This window comes from Stenotrophomonas sp. GD03680 (genome assembly GCF_029844625.1).
Lineage (GTDB): Bacteria > Pseudomonadota > Gammaproteobacteria > Xanthomonadales > Xanthomonadaceae > Stenotrophomonas > Stenotrophomonas maltophilia_P.
Genome location: NZ_JAOCKC010000004.1, coordinates 357,209 through 376,312 on the forward strand (window position 1 = coordinate 357,209; position 19,104 = coordinate 376,312).

Annotated in this window: 16 protein-coding genes; 11 read left to right on the forward strand and 5 right to left on the reverse strand. The window is 68.8% G+C overall.

Annotated elements, in window-relative coordinates; translation table 11 throughout:
* Positions 1–267, reverse strand: a complete 267-nt coding sequence (locus tag N5J29_RS07995) for a DksA/TraR family C4-type zinc finger protein (protein WP_053519557.1) — start codon at positions 265–267, stop codon at positions 1–3.
* 125 nt (positions 268–392) lie between these two features.
* The gene (locus N5J29_RS08000) at positions 393–950 is read right to left on the reverse strand and encodes a DUF2058 domain-containing protein (protein WP_053519556.1); all 558 of its coding nucleotides are present in this window, start codon (positions 948–950) and stop codon (positions 393–395) included.
* A 62-nt stretch (positions 951–1,012) separates the two neighbouring features.
* Here N5J29_RS08000 and N5J29_RS08005 point away from each other — a divergent pair, with 62 nt between their 5' ends.
* From N5J29_RS08005 to N5J29_RS08015, 3 genes are read left to right on the forward strand one after another with little or no spacing between them, the layout of a single operon-like run.
* Positions 1,013–1,513, forward strand: a complete 501-nt coding sequence (locus N5J29_RS08005) for a M48 family metallopeptidase (RefSeq protein WP_053519555.1) — start codon at positions 1,013–1,015, stop codon at positions 1,511–1,513.
* Between the two features lie 48 nt (positions 1,514–1,561).
* A complete protein-coding gene (locus tag N5J29_RS08010; RefSeq protein ID WP_065181817.1) occupies positions 1,562–2,260 on the forward strand; it encodes an RNA pseudouridine synthase in 699 nt (232 codons plus the stop codon).
* Positions 2,261–2,302: 42 nt separating this feature from the next.
* Positions 2,303–3,871, forward strand: coding sequence for a phospholipase D family protein (locus N5J29_RS08015; RefSeq protein ID WP_164151983.1), 1,569 nt, complete (start codon positions 2,303–2,305; stop codon positions 3,869–3,871).
* Positions 3,872–3,874: 3 nt separating this feature from the next.
* On the opposite strand, the gene N5J29_RS08020 is transcribed toward N5J29_RS08015, so the two are convergent.
* The gene (locus N5J29_RS08020; protein ID WP_065181815.1) at positions 3,875–4,957 is read right to left on the reverse strand and encodes an HDOD domain-containing protein; all 1,083 of its coding nucleotides are present in this window, start codon (positions 4,955–4,957) and stop codon (positions 3,875–3,877) included.
* Between the two features lie 280 nt (positions 4,958–5,237).
* Between N5J29_RS08020 and N5J29_RS08025 the strand changes: the two genes are divergently transcribed.
* A complete protein-coding gene (locus N5J29_RS08025) occupies positions 5,238–6,335 on the forward strand; it encodes a Glu/Leu/Phe/Val dehydrogenase dimerization domain-containing protein (RefSeq protein WP_053519551.1) in 1,098 nt (365 codons plus the stop codon).
* A gap of 58 nt (positions 6,336–6,393) precedes the next feature.
* Here N5J29_RS08025 and N5J29_RS08030 read toward each other — a convergent pair whose 3' ends face one another.
* A complete protein-coding gene (locus N5J29_RS08030; RefSeq protein WP_279924272.1) occupies positions 6,394–9,222 on the reverse strand; it encodes an autotransporter serine protease in 2,829 nt (942 codons plus the stop codon).
* A 183-nt stretch (positions 9,223–9,405) separates the two neighbouring features.
* On the opposite strand from N5J29_RS08030, the gene N5J29_RS08035 reads away from it, so the two are divergent.
* The 3 genes from N5J29_RS08035 to N5J29_RS08045 all read left to right on the forward strand — a co-directional run bounded on the left by N5J29_RS08035 (position 9,406) and on the right by N5J29_RS08045 (position 11,602).
* Positions 9,406–10,581 (forward strand): thiolase family protein, encoded by a 1,176-nt coding sequence (locus N5J29_RS08035; protein WP_053519550.1) that lies wholly within the window; start codon positions 9,406–9,408, stop codon positions 10,579–10,581.
* Positions 10,582–10,703: 122 nt separating this feature from the next.
* Entirely contained in the window at positions 10,704–11,045 is a 342-nt protein-coding gene (locus N5J29_RS08040; protein WP_053519549.1) for a hypothetical protein, read from the forward strand.
* A 146-nt stretch (positions 11,046–11,191) separates the two neighbouring features.
* The gene (locus N5J29_RS08045; RefSeq protein WP_164153129.1) at positions 11,192–11,602 is read left to right on the forward strand and encodes a hypothetical protein; all 411 of its coding nucleotides are present in this window, start codon (positions 11,192–11,194) and stop codon (positions 11,600–11,602) included.
* A 59-nt stretch (positions 11,603–11,661) separates the two neighbouring features.
* Here the strand turns inward: N5J29_RS08045 and N5J29_RS08050 are convergent, their stop codons facing one another.
* On the reverse strand, positions 11,662–13,299 hold the full coding sequence (locus N5J29_RS08050) for an acyl-CoA dehydrogenase family protein (RefSeq protein WP_164153130.1): 1,638 nt from the start codon (positions 13,297–13,299) through the stop codon (positions 11,662–11,664).
* Positions 13,300–13,411: 112 nt separating this feature from the next.
* Between N5J29_RS08050 and N5J29_RS08055 the strand changes: the two genes are divergently transcribed.
* Genes N5J29_RS08055 through pdeM form a run of 4 tightly spaced genes read left to right on the forward strand, consistent with a single transcriptional unit; the run spans position 13,412 to position 19,101 of the window.
* Positions 13,412–14,410: a ligase-associated DNA damage response exonuclease gene (locus tag N5J29_RS08055; protein WP_053519546.1), complete on the forward strand. Its 999-nt coding sequence runs from the start codon at positions 13,412–13,414 to the stop codon at positions 14,408–14,410.
* Entirely contained in the window at positions 14,407–16,014 is a 1,608-nt protein-coding gene (locus N5J29_RS08060) for an ATP-dependent DNA ligase (RefSeq protein WP_164153131.1), read from the forward strand. The genes N5J29_RS08055 and N5J29_RS08060 overlap by 4 nt, the downstream gene beginning before the upstream one ends.
* A complete protein-coding gene (locus N5J29_RS08065; RefSeq protein WP_164153132.1) occupies positions 16,011–18,470 on the forward strand; it encodes a ligase-associated DNA damage response DEXH box helicase in 2,460 nt (819 codons plus the stop codon). The genes N5J29_RS08060 and N5J29_RS08065 overlap by 4 nt, the downstream gene beginning before the upstream one ends.
* Positions 18,460–19,101 carry a ligase-associated DNA damage response endonuclease PdeM gene (gene pdeM / locus N5J29_RS08070; protein ID WP_065181810.1) on the forward strand — a complete coding sequence of 214 codons (642 nt, stop codon included), beginning with the start codon at positions 18,460–18,462 and terminating at the stop codon, positions 19,099–19,101. Before N5J29_RS08065 ends, pdeM begins: the two co-directional genes overlap by 11 nt.
* Positions 19,102–19,104: the final 3 nt, after the last annotated feature.

The following is a 19,104-nucleotide window of genomic DNA, read 5'->3' on the forward strand; positions in this document are numbered from 1 at the left end:
TCAACGCAGCTGGCTGTCTTTGCTGCCGCGACGGTTGTAGCTGCTGTGCGCCTGCTCTTCCTCATCGTGCGCCTGCTGGCAGGCCACGCACAGCCGTACGCCGGGCACGGCGTTGCGCCGCGCCAACGGAATCGGTGCGTCGCATTCCTCGCAGTGCTCCAGACCCGGGCCCTGGCGCAGCTGGCGCCGCGCGCGGGCAATCGCATCGTCTACCGTCGCGTCGATCTGGTCCTGGACCGCGCCATCTCCCGCCCAACCGGTAGCCATGTCCGTCCTCCGCAGGTGTGTGGCCTGATATGGGGACGATACACCCACGGAAAAGGCCGGGCAGTGCCCCGCCCGGCCCGTGCTTCAGCTACCTGTCTGCCCGTGGGGACGCCTGCGGCAGCGGCTTACCAGACCAGATCGTCAGGAATCTGGAACTGCGCGTAATAGGCATCATCTTCGGCGTTGCCGGTGGAGATCTCCTCCGTCGAGCCCGGCTGCCCGTGGTCGACCACGATGGCTTCCGGCGCACGCTCGCGCACCTTTTCCGCCGCAGCACGGGGCAGCAACGCGTAACCCTCGCCCTGGGCGACGATGACCAGCACGCCCACCGACAGCGCCTTGCGCAGCTTGGGGTCGATCAGCAGGGTACGGATCGTGCTGCCATCGCTGAAGCGATACTCGTCCTCGCCCTTATGCGGCACGGCATGGGCGGCGATGATCTGCTTTGCCTGCGCCTTCTGCTCGGCCAGCCTGGCCTGTGCGTTGCGCTCGGCGGCCAGGGCACGATCACGCTCGATCTTCTCGGCGCGGGCGCGTTCAGCCTCACGCTGGACCTCGGCCGACGTCGATTCAGCCTTGCCCTGGCGCGCCTTGGCCTGTTCGCGTGCGGCGGCGCTGGCCTGCGACTTCTTGGCCAGGCCGGCCTTGAGCAATTGTTCCTGCAGCGCGTTGGGCTTTGCCATGGTCGGTGCGTACCGCGTGTAATCTTGGTTGCCCCATTCTACCGACGCCCCGCCGCCCCTGCATGGCAGTCCTGAAGTACCTCACCGGTTATCCCGAACCCCTGGTCGCCCAGGTCAGCGAACTGCTGGCGCAGGGCCGGCTCGGCCCGTGGCTGCAGCAGCGCTATCCCGAGCCCCATGAGGTGCGCAGCGACCGCCAGCTCTACGACTACACCCAGGAGCTGAAAGACCGCTACCTGCGCAAGTCGGTACCGCTCAACAAGGTCTGCTACGACAACACGCTGGAAGTGATCAAGCATGCACTGGGCACGCATACCGCCATTTCCCGCGTGCATGGCAGCCGCCTCAAGGCCAGCCGTGAGATCCGCATCGCCACGGTGTTCCGGCAGGCGCCGGCCGCCTTCCTGCGCATGATCGTGGTGCACGAGCTGGCGCACCTGAAGGAAGCCGACCACAACAAGGCCTTCTACCAGCTCTGCCAGCACATGGAGCCCGATTACCTGCAGCTGGAATTCGACACCCGCCTGTACCTGACCGAGCTGGCCAACCGCAGCCAGCGCTGACCGCGCGCAGGGGCTACACTGCGCGGCCCCTGCCCGACCTGCCCGCCCATGGAACCGATACGCCTCGACAAACGCTTGTCCGCCCTGCTCGGCATCCCGCGCGGCGAAGCGCGGCGCTACATTGAAGGTGGCTGGGTCACGGTCGATGGCGAGGTGGTCGAACAGCCACAGCGCCCGGTCGATGACACGGCGGTGATCGTGGTCGATGAACAGGCCAATGACAGCAAGGCCGAGCGCGTGGGCATGCTGCTGCACAAGCCGGCTGGTGCTGCCGCCGAAACCCTGTGTGCGCTGGTCAGCAGCAACAGCCACAGCGCTCTGGACGCCAGCGGCATCCGGCCACTGCAGCGCCATTTCCACGGGTTGCAGCTGGCTGCGTCCCTGCCCGCGGCAGACAGCGGCCTGGTCGTGGTCAGCCAGGACCCGGCCACGCTGGCCCACCTGCAGCGCAATCTCGGCCGCACCGAACAGGAGTATCTGGTCGAAGTGGCAGAAGGCGGGCCGGAACGGGGCCCCTGGCTGCTGGCCCGGCTGCAGCAGGAGTCGGGCGGGGCCAAGGTGAGCTGGCAGAGCGAGCAGCGGCTGCGCTTCGCCGGCAAGGGGCTGACGGCCAAGGGCCTGAAGACCGCGGTGGCTGCCGCTGGCCTGCAGGTCACCGCCCTGCGCCGCCTGCGCATCGGCCGGGTGGCACTGGGCCCGCTGCCGCCGGGACAGTGGCGCTACGTGGGCAGCGACGAACGGTTCTGACGCGCGCCGCCGCGCGGCACGCCGATCCACTAGCATGGGGCCATGAGCCCGCCTGCGCCTGTGTGGCGACGCCTGTTGCGCGTCGTTGCGATCATCTTCGCCATCCTCCTGCTGCTGGTCCTGTCCGGACTGCTGCTGGCCGACCACCTGACGCCACAGGCGCACGGTGAGCCGTCGCACGTACTGCCGCTGCAACCGGCGCAGACCCGCATCGACCAGCAGGTCGTGCCGCTGCAGGAGGCGCACCCCGGGCAATCCGGCGTGGCCTTCCTCGGCGATGGCATGGATGCATTCGCGGCGCGCGCGATGATCACCGCGCAGGCCGGGCGCAGTCTGGACCTGCAGTACTACATCTGGCACGACGACCTGATCGGTCACCTGATGGCCAGAGCGCTGCATGACGCCGCCGAGCGCGGGGTGCGCGTGCGCATCCTGCTGGACGACATGAATGCCAAGGACAAGGACGCGCTGATGATGGCGCTGGACCGGCATCCGAACATCGAGATCCGGCTCTACAATCCGTTCCGCAACCGCAGCGGCATCCTGCGCATGGTGGAGATGGTGCAGCGCTTCTTCAGCGTGAACCACCGCATGCACAACAAGAGCTGGATCGCCGATGGCCGTGTTGCCATCGTCGGTGGCCGCAACATCGGCGAGGAGTATTTCAGCGCGCGCACGGATGTGAACTTCCAGGACCTGGACCTGCTGGTCGCCGGCCCTGCCGTTGCACAGGCGAACCGGATATTCGACGACTACTGGAACAGCCCGGCGGCGATTCCGGTCTCCGCGCTGGCCTTCCATACCGACGCGCAGCTTCGCCTTCTGGTGCGTGAGTCCGACCATGAAGCGCAGCGCGATGCTGCCCGGCCCTATCTTGCGCGCGTGGCCGAATCACGCCATCGGCAGCGTCCCAGCCCCGAGCCGCTGCACTGGAGCAGCACCGTGCGCATCGTCTCGGATCCGCCGATGAAACACCGCAACGACGACCGCGGCAGCTGGCTCGTTACCGGGCTGATCGGTGAACTGGAGTCTGCGCGCAGCAAGGCCTTGTTGATTTCGCCCTACTTCGTGCCGGGCAACGAGGGCCTGGACGGGCTCTCGGCAATGGCGTCGCGCGGCGTGCACGTGGGCATAGTGACCAACTCCCTTGCCGCCAACGACGTTGCGGCCGTGCACGGCGGCTACATGGGCTACCGCGTGCCCCTGCTGAACGCCGGCGTGCACCTGTATGAGCTGAAGGCACAGGGCCAGGCGGGCGATGCAGGCCTGTTCGGCAGCAGCGGGGCCAGCCTGCACACCAAGGCCTTCCTGGTGGACGACCACCGTGGCTTCGTCGGTTCCTTCAACCTCGACCCGCGCTCGGCCTATCTCAACACCGAAATGGGGGTGCTGTTCGACGATCCCGTGCTGGGCGCGCAGCTGCGCGACGAGTACCTGCGCCTGGCCGACGCCAGGCACAGCTGGTGGCTGGCAGTGGACAACCGCGATCGGCTGCGCTGGCTGGAGCGTGAGCCTCCGCCGCGCTGGGTGGAGGACGAGCCAGGTGCTACGCGGCGCCAGCGCTGGCTGTCGCGGATCATCAGCTGGCTGCCGGTGGAATCGCAGCTGTAGCGCTCAGTGTGCCCTGGCCTCGCCTTCATGCGGGGCGTCGTCCAGTGTTTCCACGCTGCGACCATGCAGGCGCCGCCAGATCCAGCGAAGCGCATGGGGCGGAGCCGACGGCAGCTGCTCCAGCAGGGCCAGCATCCGGCCCTGGGTGGCGTGGCCATGCCGGCACAGCAGGCTCGCCGCCGCCGCTGCGCTGCCCAGCCGCAGGCTGTCGGACAGAGGGCCCGAGGCGTCGGCCGCCAGGGTCTGGTGCACCGGGTCGGGCAGCTCCCAGGCGGCGGCCACCCGCTGTGCCAGCGGCAACGACCACTGCTGCAGCAGCTGCAGGGCCAGGGCCGGCTGCACGTCCTCGCCGCGCGCCTGGGCTTCCTGCAGCAGCTGGCGCATCACCAGCGCCGCACCGAGTCCCTGCACCAGGCCCAGCCACTGCGCAGCGAAGGCATCGCCGGAGTTCACGCTGCGTGCGTGGTCGGCAGCAGCACGCGATGCCAGCAGGGCGTGCTCCCAGGTGATCGTGCTGAACTGCGGGAACCGCTCGCACTGAACCTGCATCACCGGCTGCACCAGCACCGCACTGATGATCTGCCGCACGCCTTCCGTGCCGACCAGGGTCACCGCCCGCTGCAGGCTCTCGACCGGGCGTTCGTGCACCTTGTACGCGGGACTGTTGGCGATGCGTAGCAGGTTGCCCGTGAGTACCGGATCCTGGCCGATGATCGCCGCCATCACCCGTGCCGAGGCGGCATCATCGTTGACGGTCTGGATCAGCTGCGGCAGCAGCTGCGGCCGGCGCGGCAGCTGCCGCGTCGCCCAGTCGCGATCCTGCAGCGCGTCCGCCACCGCCTGTGCCAGTCCGGCGCTGGCGGCATCGACAGGGCCGGGCTCGCCCGCCAGTCGCGGGTACAGCGCCAGCGCGTGCAGGCCACGCTGCAGCTGCGCGGCGATCTCTCCCGGGGGCACTGGGTCTCCCTGCAGGCGGGCAGCCGCAGCGGCCACCGCCTGACGCGGCCCCGCCGACAGACGCGACGGCGCCGCGCCGGTCAGCGACGCAAGCCAGCCGCGTACCCTGCGTGCCCAGGCCAGCGTCACCGGCCGTGATCCTGTCGATGTCGTACTGCGCTCGCCATGGCCCGTCTCTGTCTCTTCACACGATCCGGCCACTGGCCATCGACGCAGCATCGGCCGCGCTTTCATCTTCTTTAACCCGCAGTGCCCGTCGACGTCGACGGCAGACACTCGGGGAATGGACTAGAATGGCGCCGCGCGACCCGTCCCCCTGCACCGACGACGTCGCTTTTTTTGTTTTGGGACCCTACCGTTCACTGGTCGTTCGCTGCAGTTCGCCGCCGTTCGCACCATCGGAGACGCCATGCTATTCGAAACCCTCGCCACCACCGGCCACGAACAGGTGGTGTTCTGCCACAGCCATGACGCCGGCCTGAAGGCGATCATCGCCATCCACAACACCACCCTGGGCCCGGCCCTGGGCGGCGTGCGCATGCGTCCCTATGCCAGCACCGACGAAGCGCTGGCCGACGTGCTGCGGCTGAGCCGGACGATGACCTACAAGAATGCGCTGGCCGGCCTCAATGTCGGTGGCGGCAAGGCGGTGATCATCGGCGATCCGAAAGCGGACAAGACCGAAGTCCTGTTCCGCGCCTTCGGTCGCTATGTCGATTCGCTGGGTGGCCGCTACATCACCGCCGAAGACGTCGGTACCGACGTCAACGACATGGAGAACATCTACCTGGAAAGCCAGTTCGTGACCGGCGTCCACCAGGTGCATGGCGGCTCCGGAGATCCCGCACCGTTCACCGCCTACGGCGCGCTGCAGGCGTTGATGGCGTCGATGCGTTTCAAGTTCGGCCACGAGGAAGTGGGCAAGACCAGCATCGCAGTGCAGGGCCTGGGCCACATCGGCATGGAACTGGTCAAGCTGCTGCGCGACCGCGGCGCGAAGCTGTATGTCACCGACCTGGACGCGGCCCTGGTCGATCGCGCAGTCAGCGATTTCGGCGCCGAAGCAGTGAAGCCGGACGAGATCCACGAAGTGAATGCCGACGTCTTCGCGCCGTGCGCGCTGGAAGGCTCGATCAATGCCGACACCCTGCCGCGGATCAAGGCCAAGATCATCTGTGGCACCGCCAACAACCAGCTGTCCAGCCTGGAAATCGGCGATGAACTGCACGCGCGCGGCATCCTGTACGCACCCGATTACGCGGTCAATGCCGGTGGCGTGATGAACGTGTCGCTGGAGATCGATGGCTACAACCGCGAGCGCGCGATGCGCCTGATCCGCAGCATCTACCACAACCTGACACGCATCTTTGAACTGTCGCAGCGCGAGAACATCGCGCCGCAACGTGCGGCCGACCGAATCGCCGAGAGCCGCATCCTGTCGATCGGCAAGCTGAAGATGCCGCTGGGCCGCAGCACCCCGCGCCTGGGCAATCTGCGCGGCGGTTGACCGCCCCTGCCGGGCCTCGGCACGGCGCCCCTCCGGGCGCCGGCAACCCCATGATGGATCAGAACCCGGCGCTGTAACGCAGCGCCGCTTGCCGTGCGTCATCACCGCCGACACGCTGATCGATGCCCAGGCTCAGACGGCCACTCCGCCCCCACCACGACTCCAGCGCAAGCCCGAGCAGGGCGCTGCCACGCGGTGAGTCGGCACCTGGCAACGGTGCCCACGCGTCGACACCGACGAAGCTGGCCTGCCACTCCCCGGCGCCGCCCTGAAGGCGCTGCTGCCATTCGGCGTGCCCGCGCAGCGTCCAGCGTCCCCAGCCGCGCTCGCCGCGCAGCCCCGCCAGCAGTTGGCTGCGCTGCGCACGATTGGCTTCACCCCGCAGGCCGAAACCGAAGCCGCCGCGCTCGTTGAACGCCGCGGTATCCACCCGCGTGGCACTGGCACCGACATATGGTGTCAACGACGCGCCGACGGTGCCGAAGCGATAGCCGCTTTCGACACTGGCGCTGCTGAATCGACCGCCGTAGCGCGCGGAAACGCCGTAGGCACCTGCACCCAGCAGCAGCTGCCGGTCCAGTTCGCGGGTGAACCGCCCTGTGCCGAGCTGTGCCAATGCATAACCGTGCCCAACGCTCCAGCCGGCATACAGCTGCGCCTGCGCCTGGCGGTCCTGCCCGCGGTCACCGTTGAAGGCACTGCCACCGTTGCTGCGTGTTTCACCGAACGCCATGCCCAGCAGGCCATGGCTGCCCAGCGGCACGTCCTGACCGGCCATCCAGCCCCGGCTGTCGGTGGCGCTGCCAGCGAAACTGCCCTGCCCTGCCTCACCCAACGTGCTCTGCCAGGCACCGCGCAGCGCAGGCAGAGCCTGCACGCGATCAAAACGGGCGGCCACCGCGCGTCGCGACATGTCGATGCTGTCGAAGGTTGCCGCCTCGGCCCGTGCGTGGGCCTTGCCGGACAGGCTCTCCAGCGTGGCCGCCAGGCCCGTGCTGCGCTGCAGGCCGGCCGCTGCGCCACCGAATGGCGAATCCTGCAACGCGTGGTTGCCGTCCAGTTCGACGAACGCGCCTTCCAGCCGCGCCGCAGTTGTCTGCACACCGGCATCGAGCCCACGCGCAGCAGCGGTGACACTGATCCGGGTCAGGTTCAACCATGCGTTGTTGCTGTCATAGCCATAGCTGGTCTGCAGCAGGGCCAGCCCCTGCAGGCCACTGGATGTGGCCGCGGTGCTGAAGGTGCCGGTCAGGCCGGCTGCGGCATGGATCAGATCCTGCCGGGTACCGTCCTGCGGCACGTAGCCATCGACGAATCCGTGGACGTGCACGCCACCGTCCAGACGGGCGCTGCCGGTGACCTGCAGCGCGTTGGCCCCCAGCGCGATCATCAGCTGTGCGCCGGCCTGCTGCACGTAGTTGCCTTCGATGGTCGCCGTGGTATTGGCGGTGGTCAGGAACACGCTGCTGCCGTTGGTCACGTTGCCGACCACGCGGGGCGTGCCGCCATTGAACTGCAGGCCGCTGGATGATGGATCGGCCTGCGGCAGGATGCTCACGCCGGAACGGATCACGCCGCCATCGCGCAGCGACAGCACACCGCCTTCGATGCGGGTGGCACCGCTGTAGCTGCTGTTGCCGGTCAACGCCAGCACGCCGGCGCCCTGCTTGACCAGGCCGCCACTGCCGACGATGTCGTTGCTCCAGACCGAACCGGTGGATGCTGCGTCGACATTGGCAACCACGTCGCCCCAGTCGAAACGTCCCGGCCCGTTGATGGCCCTGCCGATGTCGAGCAGCCCGTAGCCGAACACCGGGTCCACGCCGGGGGCGCCGATGTCCTTGGCCGTGCCGAGCAGGGTCTGCCGTACCAGGTTGTTGTCGAAGTACGGATACCGCTCCCACACCAGCGCGGCCGCGCCCGACACCAGAGGTGCGGCGAAGGACGTGCCGTAGTTCCAGAAGTAGCTGGTGCCCGCGTCATCCGGATAGACCGCGCTGCCGGGCGCCGCCAGACAGTAGCGTGCCGCCTGGCCGCAGGCGTTGGCGTAACCGGCCAGCGTGTCCGGCGCGTAGGGATCGACGGCCGTGGCCACCAGCCAGCCGCGCTCCAGATCCGCAGCCGGCCGCGAGCCTGCCACGCCCGCCTGACCCGGCAATGCCGCCAGGCTGCTGGGCTCGCTGCGCGCGTCGTTGCCCGCGGCGAACACCACCAGCCCGCCGTGATTGATGACGAAAGGCCGGTACTCGCCGGCGACCTGGGCGGTGGTGGGCAGGTCGGTCCAGTACAGCCCGCCCCAGGAATTGTTCATCACCTTGACGTTGTAGCTGATCAGGTCGCGGTGCACCTGGGCCACGCCGAGGGTGCCGCTGAAGGAATTGCCCTGGCCGCTGCCGTCGTCTGCCGGCGGCTTGTCGGAGATGATCCGCGCCGACACGATCTGCGCACCGGGCGCGATGCCGCCGGGCCAGCGCCCGACCGCTGCGCCCGCGGCCAGGCTGGCGACGGCAGTGCCATGGCCGACCACATCGTCCACGCCCAGATTGTTGCGGGCAGGGTCGATGTAGGTGAGGTTGGCCACTACCCGCCCGTTCAACGCGGCGGCCGCGCGCTGCACGCCCGAATCGACGATGCCGATGCGCACGCCCCTGCCGGTGGCACCGGTGGCCTGCGCGGCACCCGCATGGGTGACCGACAGGTGCGCATCGAAGGCCGGCTCCAGCGGTTTGGGCGGGGGCGGCGTGGTCGGCGGCGGCGGTGCAGGCGGCGGCGTGGTGGGCGGCGGGTCAACGCGCACGTTGCCACCGCCACCTCCGCCCCCACACGCCGTCAGCGCCATCGCCAGCGCCGCTGCCAGGACCGACCGTGCCATCGTCGTGCGTTCCATCGATTCCATCCCATGAACGTTGGCCCGCCTTCATCCCGGCGGGCATGCGGCGCCATCCAGCGGCAGCCATCCCCGACCCTCTATACTTGGGCCGACCCCCACGCAGTCTGCCGGGAAACCGGAGCGCATCCAACGCCCCCCGGTCTCCTTTCCGAACATTGCTTACGCATCAACGAGATTGCCATGTCCAACATCGTCATCGCCGCCGCCAAACGCACCGCCATCGGCTCCTTCCTCGGCCAGTTCAACGGTGTGCCGACCCCGACCCTCGGCGCGGCCGCCATCGCCGCAGCGCTGGAGCAGTCCGGTGTCCCGGCCAGCGACGTTTCCGAAGTTCTGATGGGCTGCGTGCTGCCGGCCAACCTCGGCCAGGCGCCCGCCCGCCAGGCCGCGATCGCCGCCGGCATCCCGCTGTCCGTCGGTGCCAGCACCCTCAACAAGGTGTGCGGCTCGGGCATGAAGACCATCATGCTCGGGCATGACCTGATCAAGGCCGGTTCGGCCAAGGTCGTGGTTGCCGGCGGCATGGAGTCGATGTCCAACGCGCCGCACCTGCTGCCCAACTCGCGCACCGGCAACCGTTTCGGCAACTTCCAGGCGGTGGACCACATGGCCCACGATGGCCTGGTCAACGCCTACGACGGCAAGGCCATGGGTGAATTCGCCGAATGCGCCGTGGACAAGTATCAGTTCAGCCGCGAGGAGCAGGACGCCTACGCCATCGAATCGGTCAAGCGCGCGCAGGCGGCGCAGGCCAACGGTGCGTTCGCCGACGAGATCGTCGCGGTGAAGGTGGCCACCCGCAAGGGTGAGGTCGAGGTCGATACCGATGAACAGCCCGGCCGCTCGGACATCGCCAAGATTCCGACCCTGCGCCCGGCATTCAAGAAGGACGGCAGCGTGACCGCTGCCAGCTCGTCCAGCATTTCCGACGGCGCCGCCGCCGTGGTGCTGCTGACCGAGGAAGACGCCAAGGCCCGCGGCATCACCCCGCTGGCACGCATCGTCGGCCACGCCACGCATTCGCAGGAGCCGGAGTGGTTCACCACCGCACCGATCGGCGCCATCCACGCATTGCTGCAGAAGACCGGCTGGTCGCTGGACCAGGTGGATCTGTTCGAAATCAACGAAGCCTTCGCCGTGGTGGCGATGGCCCCGATGCGCGAACTGGGCATTCCCCACGACAAGCTCAACGTGAATGGTGGGGCCTGCGCATTGGGCCATCCGATCGGCGCATCCGGGGCACGCCTGGTGGTGACCCTGGTCAACGCCCTGCGCACGCGCGGTGGCAAGCGCGGCATTGCCACCCTGTGCATCGGTGGTGGCGAGGCGACCGCAATTGCCATCGAATTGATTTAAAAAGGTTTAACTGCGATTTCGCAAAAATGAATGCGGGATCGCTTGACAGCCAAACGTGGCTTGTCATCATGTTGTCGGCGCGCAGTTGCGCGTTGCCTAATCTAACGACGAGGATTCACACAATGAGCATCAACAAGCTGCTGGTCGCGATGTCCCTGGCTCTGGCCCTGGCCGCCTGCTCGAAGCAGGAAGCTGCCCAGGACGCCGCTGCTTCGGCCAACGAAGCCGCCACCGAAGCCCAGGCTGCTGCCGATCAGGCCGCCGCTGCTGGCGCCCAGACCGCCGACGCTGCCCAGCAGGCCGCCGACACCGCCGCCACCGCTGCTGACGCTTCGGCTGACGCCGCTGCCCAGGCTGCTGGCGCCGCTACCGACGCTGCTGCTGAACAGGCCAAGGACGCTGCCAAGGCTGCCGAAGGCACCGCCGAGCAGGCCAAGGACGCTGCTGAAGAAGCCAAGAAGTAATAACTTCTTTCTTCACGCTGTTCTGGAAAAGCCGCTGGTTCGCCAGCGGCTTTTTCTTTGCATCGCGTTCCGCGACCCCGCCTTCACAAGGGCGTGAATAGGCTGGCGTCCCCATCCATTGCCGCAGTGCACTACCGGAGACCGCCATGAAGATCCGCTCGCTGACCCTGTCCCTGCTGGCCGCTTCGCTGCTGATCGGCCTGGCCGCCTGCAAGGGGCCGGAAGCCGAACAGGCCCGCCAGGATGCGCAGCAGGCTGCCGACAGCGCAGGCGCCGCCGCCCGTGACGCAGTCGACCAGGCCGCCGCAGCTACCCGCGAGGCCGCCGACAAGACGGCAGCTGCATCCGAGCAGGCGGCGGCCGATACCCAGCAGGCGCTGGACAAGGCGGCCGACGCTACCGCCAATGCTGCTGACCAGGCCAAGGTCGCCGCCACCGACGCCGCTGCACACGCCAGCGATGCGACCGCGGACGCCGCACAGAAGGTCGCCGACAAGGCGCGTGATGTCGCAAATGACGCGAAGGCGAACGCGGCCAAGGAAGAAGCCAAGCACTGAGCCGCGTCCGGTACTGCAGAGCGCCGCAGCCACGCTGCGGCGCTCTACAGAATTCCACGCTACGGCAGCGCGCGCGCCAGGATTTCCGACAGGTCCAACCCGGCCGGCAGGGTGCCGAACACCCATCCATGTTCACCGCCGAGCCGGCTGCGGATGAACGCATCCGCCACCGGACTGCGTGCACGCAGCAGCAGCGCCGCCTGCAGCAGCAATGCGGTGCGCTCGCAGAACATCCGCGCCTGCGACTCTTCCGGTGCCGGGGTCGTTACCCAGCGCTGCAGCGCAGCGGCATAGCGCGCATCGCGATCAGCCACCGCCGACAGCTCGCCCTGCAGTGCGCCCAGCGTCTCCGGTTCGCGGGCCAGTGCCCGCAGCACATCCAGGCACTGGATGTTGCCGCTGCCTTCCCAGATCGAGTTCAGCGGCGCCTGCCGGTACAGGCGCGGCAGCATTGATTCCTCCACATAGCCCGCGCCGCCCAGGCATTCCTGCGCCTCGTTGACGAAGGTCGCCGCCCGCTTGCACACCCAGTATTTGCCCAGCGCCGTGCCCAGCCTGGCCAGCGCCGCCTCGCCGGCATCGAAGGACGCACGGTCCACCGCACGCGCGATGCGCATCGACAGCACCGTCGCCGCTTCCGATTCCAGTGCGAGGTCGGCCAGCACGTTGGCCATCAACGGATGTTCCACCAGCAATCGGCCGAAGGTGCGGCGGTAGCGGGCATGGTGCAGCGCCTGCGCCAGCGCCATGCGCATTTCCGCTGCGGCACCCAGCATGCAGTCCAGGCGGGTCATCATCACCATGCCGATGATGGTGGCCACGCCACGCCCCTCTTCGCCCACCCGCCACGCCTGCGCGCCGCAGAACTCGACTTCGCTGGACGGGTTGGCCCAATCGCCCAGTTTGTCCTTCAGCCGCACCAGGCGGAATGCATTGCGGTCGCCATCGGCAAGCCGGCGCGGCATCAGCAGACAGGTCAGTCCGCCCGGTGCCTGCGCCAGCACGAGGAAGCCATCGCACATGGGTGCCGAGAAGAACCACTTGTGGCCGACCAGCCGATAGCGCTCGCCGTCGATGGGCTCTGCTCGCGTGGTGTTGGCGCGCACATCCGAGCCCCCCTGCTTCTCGGTCATGCCCATGCCCAGGGTGATGCCGGCCTTGTCGGCCACCGGTACGTCGCGCGGGTCGTACACCGGTGCGGCGGCCTTGCGCGCCCATTCGGCCAGGTTCGGCTGCGACCGCAGCACCGCTACCGCCGCATGGGTCATCGTCAACGGGCAACTGGTACCGGCCTCGGCCTGGTGGTGCAGATAGCTCAGCGCCGCGCGTGCAACATGCGCACCCGGCTGCGGCTCATGCCAGGACAGGCCGGCCACGCCATGCGCCTTCGCGGCGGTCATCAGCTGGTGGTAGGCCGGATGGAACTCCACCGTATCGATGCGATGCCCCTGCGCGTCGTGGGTGCGCAGGCGCGGGCGGTCGCGGTTGGCATCGAATCCGAGCCGGTACAGCTCGTCACCGGCCAGCGCACCGTACTGCGCCAGGCGCGGGACGAAGGCTGCGGCGCCTTCGCGATGCACCGCCTCCATCAACGCTGCGTCATCGGTCCACAGCTGGCGCCCGGCGAACGGTGGCGGCTGATTGAGCACCACATGGGTCTCGAAGGGGGCAGTGCTGCTGAAACCCGGTCCACTCATGCGATCCATCCGGCGGCAAGAGGTATGCGATCCGATTGTGCCGCATGCTGCGCCAAGCCCGCGTTCAGGCCGGTTCTCACCCCGTGCACGAGCCGCGCGCCACAGTGCAGCCATGGCAGGCAACGACGATCTTGTGGTGCTGCGCCCGGAAGGGCTGTACTGCGCTGCTGGCGATTTCCACATCGATCCCTGGCGGCCGGTGCCGCGCGCGGTCATCACCCATGGTCATGGTGACCACGCGCGCCCGGGCATGGGCGAATACCACTGCAGCACGGGCAGCGCGCCGATCCTGCGCTGGCGGCTGGGCGACGTACCGCTGCACGCGCATGCCGAGGGCGCACCCTTTGCGCTGGGCCGGGTGCAGGTGTCGCTGCATCCGGCCGGTCATGTGCTCGGCTCCTCGCAGGTGCGCATCGATGATGGCCGGCAGGTGTGGGTCGCCTCCGGTGACTACAAGCGCCAGCCCGACCCCACCTGTACGCCGTTCGAAGTGGTGCCCTGCGATACCTTCATCACCGAGGCGACCTTCGCCCTGCCCATCTACCGCTGGCCGGACACCGCAGCCGTGGCTGCCGAGATCGCGTCCTGGCGCGAGGAATGCGCGCAGCGCGGTGAAGCCGCCGTCCTGCTCTGCTATGCATTGGGCAAGGCCCAGCGCGTGCTGGCCGAGCTGCTGGCACGGGGCGAACCGCCGGCATGGCTGCACGGTGCCATCGCCAATGGCGTGGCCGTCTATCGCGCTGCGGGCATCCCGATGCTGGACACGATCGCCGTCGCCGAACAGGGGCGCCAGGCCGATGCGGCCGGACGGCTGATCCTCGCCCCGCCCTCGGCCGCCGGCACGCCCTGGCTGCGCCGCTTCGGGCGCCACCAGTTGGGTTTCGCCTCCGGTTGGATGCAGCTGCGCGGAAACCGCCGGCGCCGCAACGTCGATCGTGGCTTCGTGATCTCCGACCACGCCGACTGGCCCGCGTTGCTGCGTACCATCGAGCAGACCGGGGCACGACGCGTCATCGCGACCCATGGCAACACCGATGCGCTGATTCCGTTTCTGCGCGAGCGCGGTGTCGCTGCGGAGGCTTTCCGCACCGATTTCGGGAGCGAGGAATGAAGGCCTTCGCCGCGCTGTACCAACGCCTCGATCGCAGCACTGCCACGCTGGACAAGCGCGCGGCGCTGGTCGATTACTTCCGTCACGCGCGACCGCACGATGCGGCCTGGGCCCTGTTCCTGCTCAGCGGTGGCAAGGTCGGGGGTGCGCGCCGGAAGATCGCTGCCAGCGGCGAGCTGCGCCGCTGGATCGGCGAGGAAGCCGGACTGCCTGCGTGGCTGGTCGAGGACAGCTATGCGCAGGTCGGCGATCTGGCGGAGACACTGACCCTGCTGCTGGACGACCCAGCGGTAACGGCGCCGGACCGCCCTCTGGCCGACTGGATCGAACAGCATCTGCTGGCCGTGGCCAATCAGCCCGAGCCCGAGCGACGTGCAGCCGTGGTCGAGGGCTGGCGCCAGCTGCCCGCGAACGAGCGCCTGGTGTTCAACAAGCTGCTGACCGGTGCACTGCGCGTCGGCGTGTCGCAGCGCCTGGTCCAGCAGGCGCTGGCCGAACTGTCCGGACTGGACATCGCGCGCATCGCGCAGCGCATGCTGGGCACCTGGGTGCCCTCGCCCACCCTGCTCGCACAGTTGCTGTCGCCGGAAGAACTGCCGCTGGACCGTCAGCAGCCGTATCCGTTCTTCCTCGCTTCGCCGCTGGAAGGTGAGCCCGGTGATCGCCTGGGCAGCATCGACGACTGGCTGCTGGAATGGAAATGGGACGGCATCCGCCTGCAGCTGCTGCGTCGTCGCGGCGAGGTGGCGCTGTGGTCGCGTGGCGAAGAGCGCCTGGACGGCCGGTTCCCCGAGATCGAGCAGGCCGCCGCACTGCTGCCGGACGGATCGGTGCTGGATGGCGAACTGCTGGCCTGGGATGAGCCGGCCGATCTTCCGAAAGCCTTCACCGCCCTGCAGACCCGCATCCAGCGCCGCAAGCCGGGCGCCACCACGCTGCGTACGACGCCGGTGCGGATGCTGGCCTACGACCTGCTCGAACGCGACGGCAACGACCTGCGCGCATTGCCGCTTCAGCAGCGGCGCGTGCAGCTGGCGGAACTGCTCGGCACGCTCGGCGATGCGCGCATCCAGCTGTCGCCGGAGGTGCCCGCCGGGGACTGGGCACGGGCGGCCGCGCTGCGCGACGCCGCGCGCGAGCGCGGCGTGGAGGGCCTGATGCTGAAGCGCCGCAGCTCGGCGTACCAGTCCGGCCGGCGCCGTGGTGACTGGTGGAAGTGGAAGGTCGATCCACTCACCATCGACGCCGTGCTGCTGTACGCACAGGCCGGCCATGGCCGGCGCAGCACGCTGTACACCGATTACACCTTCGGCGTATGGGACGGCGATGCGCTGGTTCCGGTGGCCAAGGCCTACTCGGGCCTGGACGATCAGGAAATCCTCGCCCTCGATCGCTGGATCCGCGCCAACACCCGCGAGCGCTTCGGACCGGTACGCAGCGTCCGCGCCGAGCAGGTGTTCGAACTCGGCTTCGAGGCGGTCAACCGCAGTGCACGGCACAAATCAGGAATCGCCGTGCGTTTTCCGCGCATCCTGCGCTGGCGCCACGACAAGCCGGCCAGCGAGGCCGATCAGCTGGCGACGCTGCAGGCCCTGGCACGATGACGCGGAGCGAGGCCCTGCAGCGGCTGAACGGCTGGTTTGCCAGCCGCGGCTGGAAACCCCTGCCCTTCCAGCGCGCCATGTGGCGTCACTACCTGGCAGGCGAATCGGGCCTGCTGCATACCCCCACCGGCAGCGGCAAGACGCTGGCGATGTTCGGCGGACCGCTGCTGCAGGCGATGATCGCGCCCGCACCCGTACCCGCCCGCCCCAGCGCGGTGCGCCCATTGCAGGTGCTGTGGGTGACCCCGCTGCGTGCCCTGGCCAGCGACACCGCACGCGCACTGCAATCGGTCGTCGATGGCCTGGGCCTGGGGTGGCGCGTGGGCCTGCGCAGCGGCGACGCCAGCCAGCGCGAGCGGCGCCTGGCGCGCGAAGGGCGCATCGACGTGCTGGTGACCACGCCCGAATCACTGGCACTGCTGCTCACCTACCCCGATACCCTGCCACGCATGCATCAGCTGCGCTGCGTGGTGGTCGACGAATGGCATGAACTGCTGGGCAACAAGCGCGGCGTGCTGCTGCAGCTGAATCTTGCACTGCTGCGCGACACCACGCCTGCGTTGCAGCTGTGGGGATTGTCGGCCACGCTGGGCAATCTGCCGCAGGCGCGCGACGTGCTGCTGCCGGACAGGCCGGATGCACCCATCGTCGAAGGCGCGCGCCAGCGTCCGGTCACCGTAAGCAGCCTGCTGCCGGCACCGGGCGAGCGCTTTCCCTGGGCTGGACATCTTGGCCTGGCGCAGCTTCCGCGCGTGCTGGAAGCGCTGATGGCCGCGCGCAGCAGCCTGCTGTTCACCAACACGCGGGCGCAGGCCGAACTGTGGCACCAGGCGCTGGCGGCGGTGTGGCCGGAGGATGCCGCCACGCTGGCGCTGCACCACGGTTCGCTGGACCCCGCACTGCGTCAGCAGGTGGAAGACGGCCTGCGCGCCGGTGCGATGCGCTGCGTGGTTGCCACCTCCAGCCTGGATCTGGGCGTCGATTTTCCCGAAGTGGACCAGGTACTGCAGCTCGGCAGCCCGAAGGGCGTGGCGCGGCTGCGCCAGCGCGCCGGCCGTGCCAGGCATCGCCCCGGCGCCAGCGGCAGAATCCTGTGCGTGCCCAGCCATGCGCTGGAACTGGCCGAGTACGCCGCCGTCCGCCGCGCGCTGCGCGACGGCGTGGTTGAAGCCAGGCGACCGCCAACCCTGTCGCTGGACGTGCTCGCCCAGCATGCGGTCAGCCGCGCGTTGGCGGGGGGATTCACCAGCCGCTCGCTGCTGGCGCAGGTGAGGCGCACGCACGCATTCGCGCACCTGGGCGACGCGCAATGGCAGGCTGTCCTGGACTTCATCGTGCAGGGGGGACGGGCACTGGCCCAGTACCCGGACTTCCACAAGGTGGTGCTCGACGCGGACGGCTACCATCGCGTGCACGACCGCCGCCAGGCCCTGCGCCATCGCTTGTCAATCGGCACCATCAGCAGCGATGGCGCCGTGCGTGTGCAGTTCCTGCGCGGCGGTGGCCTCGGCTCGGTGGAAGAACAGTTCGCCAGCCGCCTGCGCAGAGGCGATCGATTCCAGTTCGCCGGGCGCATGCTGGAGCTGGTGCAGCTGCGCGACATGACCGCCTATGTGCGCCTGGCCCGCAAGGGCGGTGAAGGCACCGTCCCGCGCTGGCAGGGTGGCCAGCTGCCCCTGTCGATGCCGCTCGGGCGCGAACTGGAAGCGGTGCTGTCCGGCGCGGACGACAGCGCCGAGTCGCGCTGGCTGGCCCCTCTGATGGCACTGCAGTCGCGCCTGTCTGCCCGGCCATCGCCTGCGCACCTGCTGCTGGAAGACGTGCGCCGCCGCGAAGGCCAGTTCGTGTTCGTCTATCCCTTTGCCGGACGCCACATCCACGAGGCACTGGCGGCGTTGCTGGCGCTGCGCTGCACGCGCCGGCAGCGCAACAGCATCGGCTATGCCGTCAATGACCACGGGCTGGTGCTGGCACCGACGCAGCCGATCGAGCTGCAGGCGGAGCAATGGAAGGAACTGTTCGCGGCCGATCAGCTGCTTGAGGACCTGCGTGCCGCCGTCAATCTGGGCGAGCTCGCGCGACGCCAGTTCCGCGGAATCGCACGCGTCGCTGGCCTGCTGGTACCCAGCCTGCCCGGAGGCGCGCCGCGCTCGCTGCGCCAGCTGCAGGCCTCGGCCGGACTGCTGTACGACGTGCTGCGTGAGCACGACCCCGAGCATCTGCTGCTGGCATTGGCCGAGCATGAAGTGCTGCAGGACAGCCTGGATCTGCCGGGCCTACAGCAGGTGCTCGAACGCATCGGCACGCAGTCACTGTCACTGCAGCATCCCGCCTCGCTGACACCGCTGGGCTTCCCGCTGTGGGCCGAGCGCCTGCGAGGACAGTTCAGCAATGAAGACTGGCGCACCCGCGTGCTGCGTGCCGCACAGCAGTTGGAGAGACGCCATGGCCGATGAGCTGGCCGTGACGCTGGGCGGTGAACCCATGCTGCTGCTCGGTGCGCGCGCACTGTGGTGGCCGGCCCGGCAGGCCTTGCTGATCGCCGACCTGCACCTGGGCAAGGCCGACCTGTTCCGCCGCGCCGGCATCGCGCTGCCGTCCGGCGGCACCCGCGACGACCTGCAGCGCCTGCAGAGGCTGGTGCAGGCAAGGGCTTGCCGCGAGCTGTGGATACTGGGCGATGTGCTGCATGGGCCGGCGCATCGTGCGGCGTGGTACCGGCAATGGCTGGGATGGCGAGAGCAGCACTCCGCGCTGGCGGTGCATGTGATACGCGGCAATCATGATCGGCACCTGCCGCACGCGGCGCTGCAGGTGGAGCTGCATGAGGAGGTGCAACTGGGCGCGTTCCTGCTGTGCCATGAACCACGGCACATGCCCGCGGCGCACGTCATTGCCGGCCATATCCATCCGCAGATCGCACTGCCGGCGCTGCGCCGCCGCTTTCCGGCGTTCTGGCTCCGCGAAGGATTGACGGTGCTGCCGGCATTCTCCGCCTTCACCGGCGGCTGGGTCATCGCACCGGCGCAGGGTGAACGGCGCATCGCCTGTGTCGAACAGGGTCTGGTGGCGATGCCTGGCCGGTAAGGC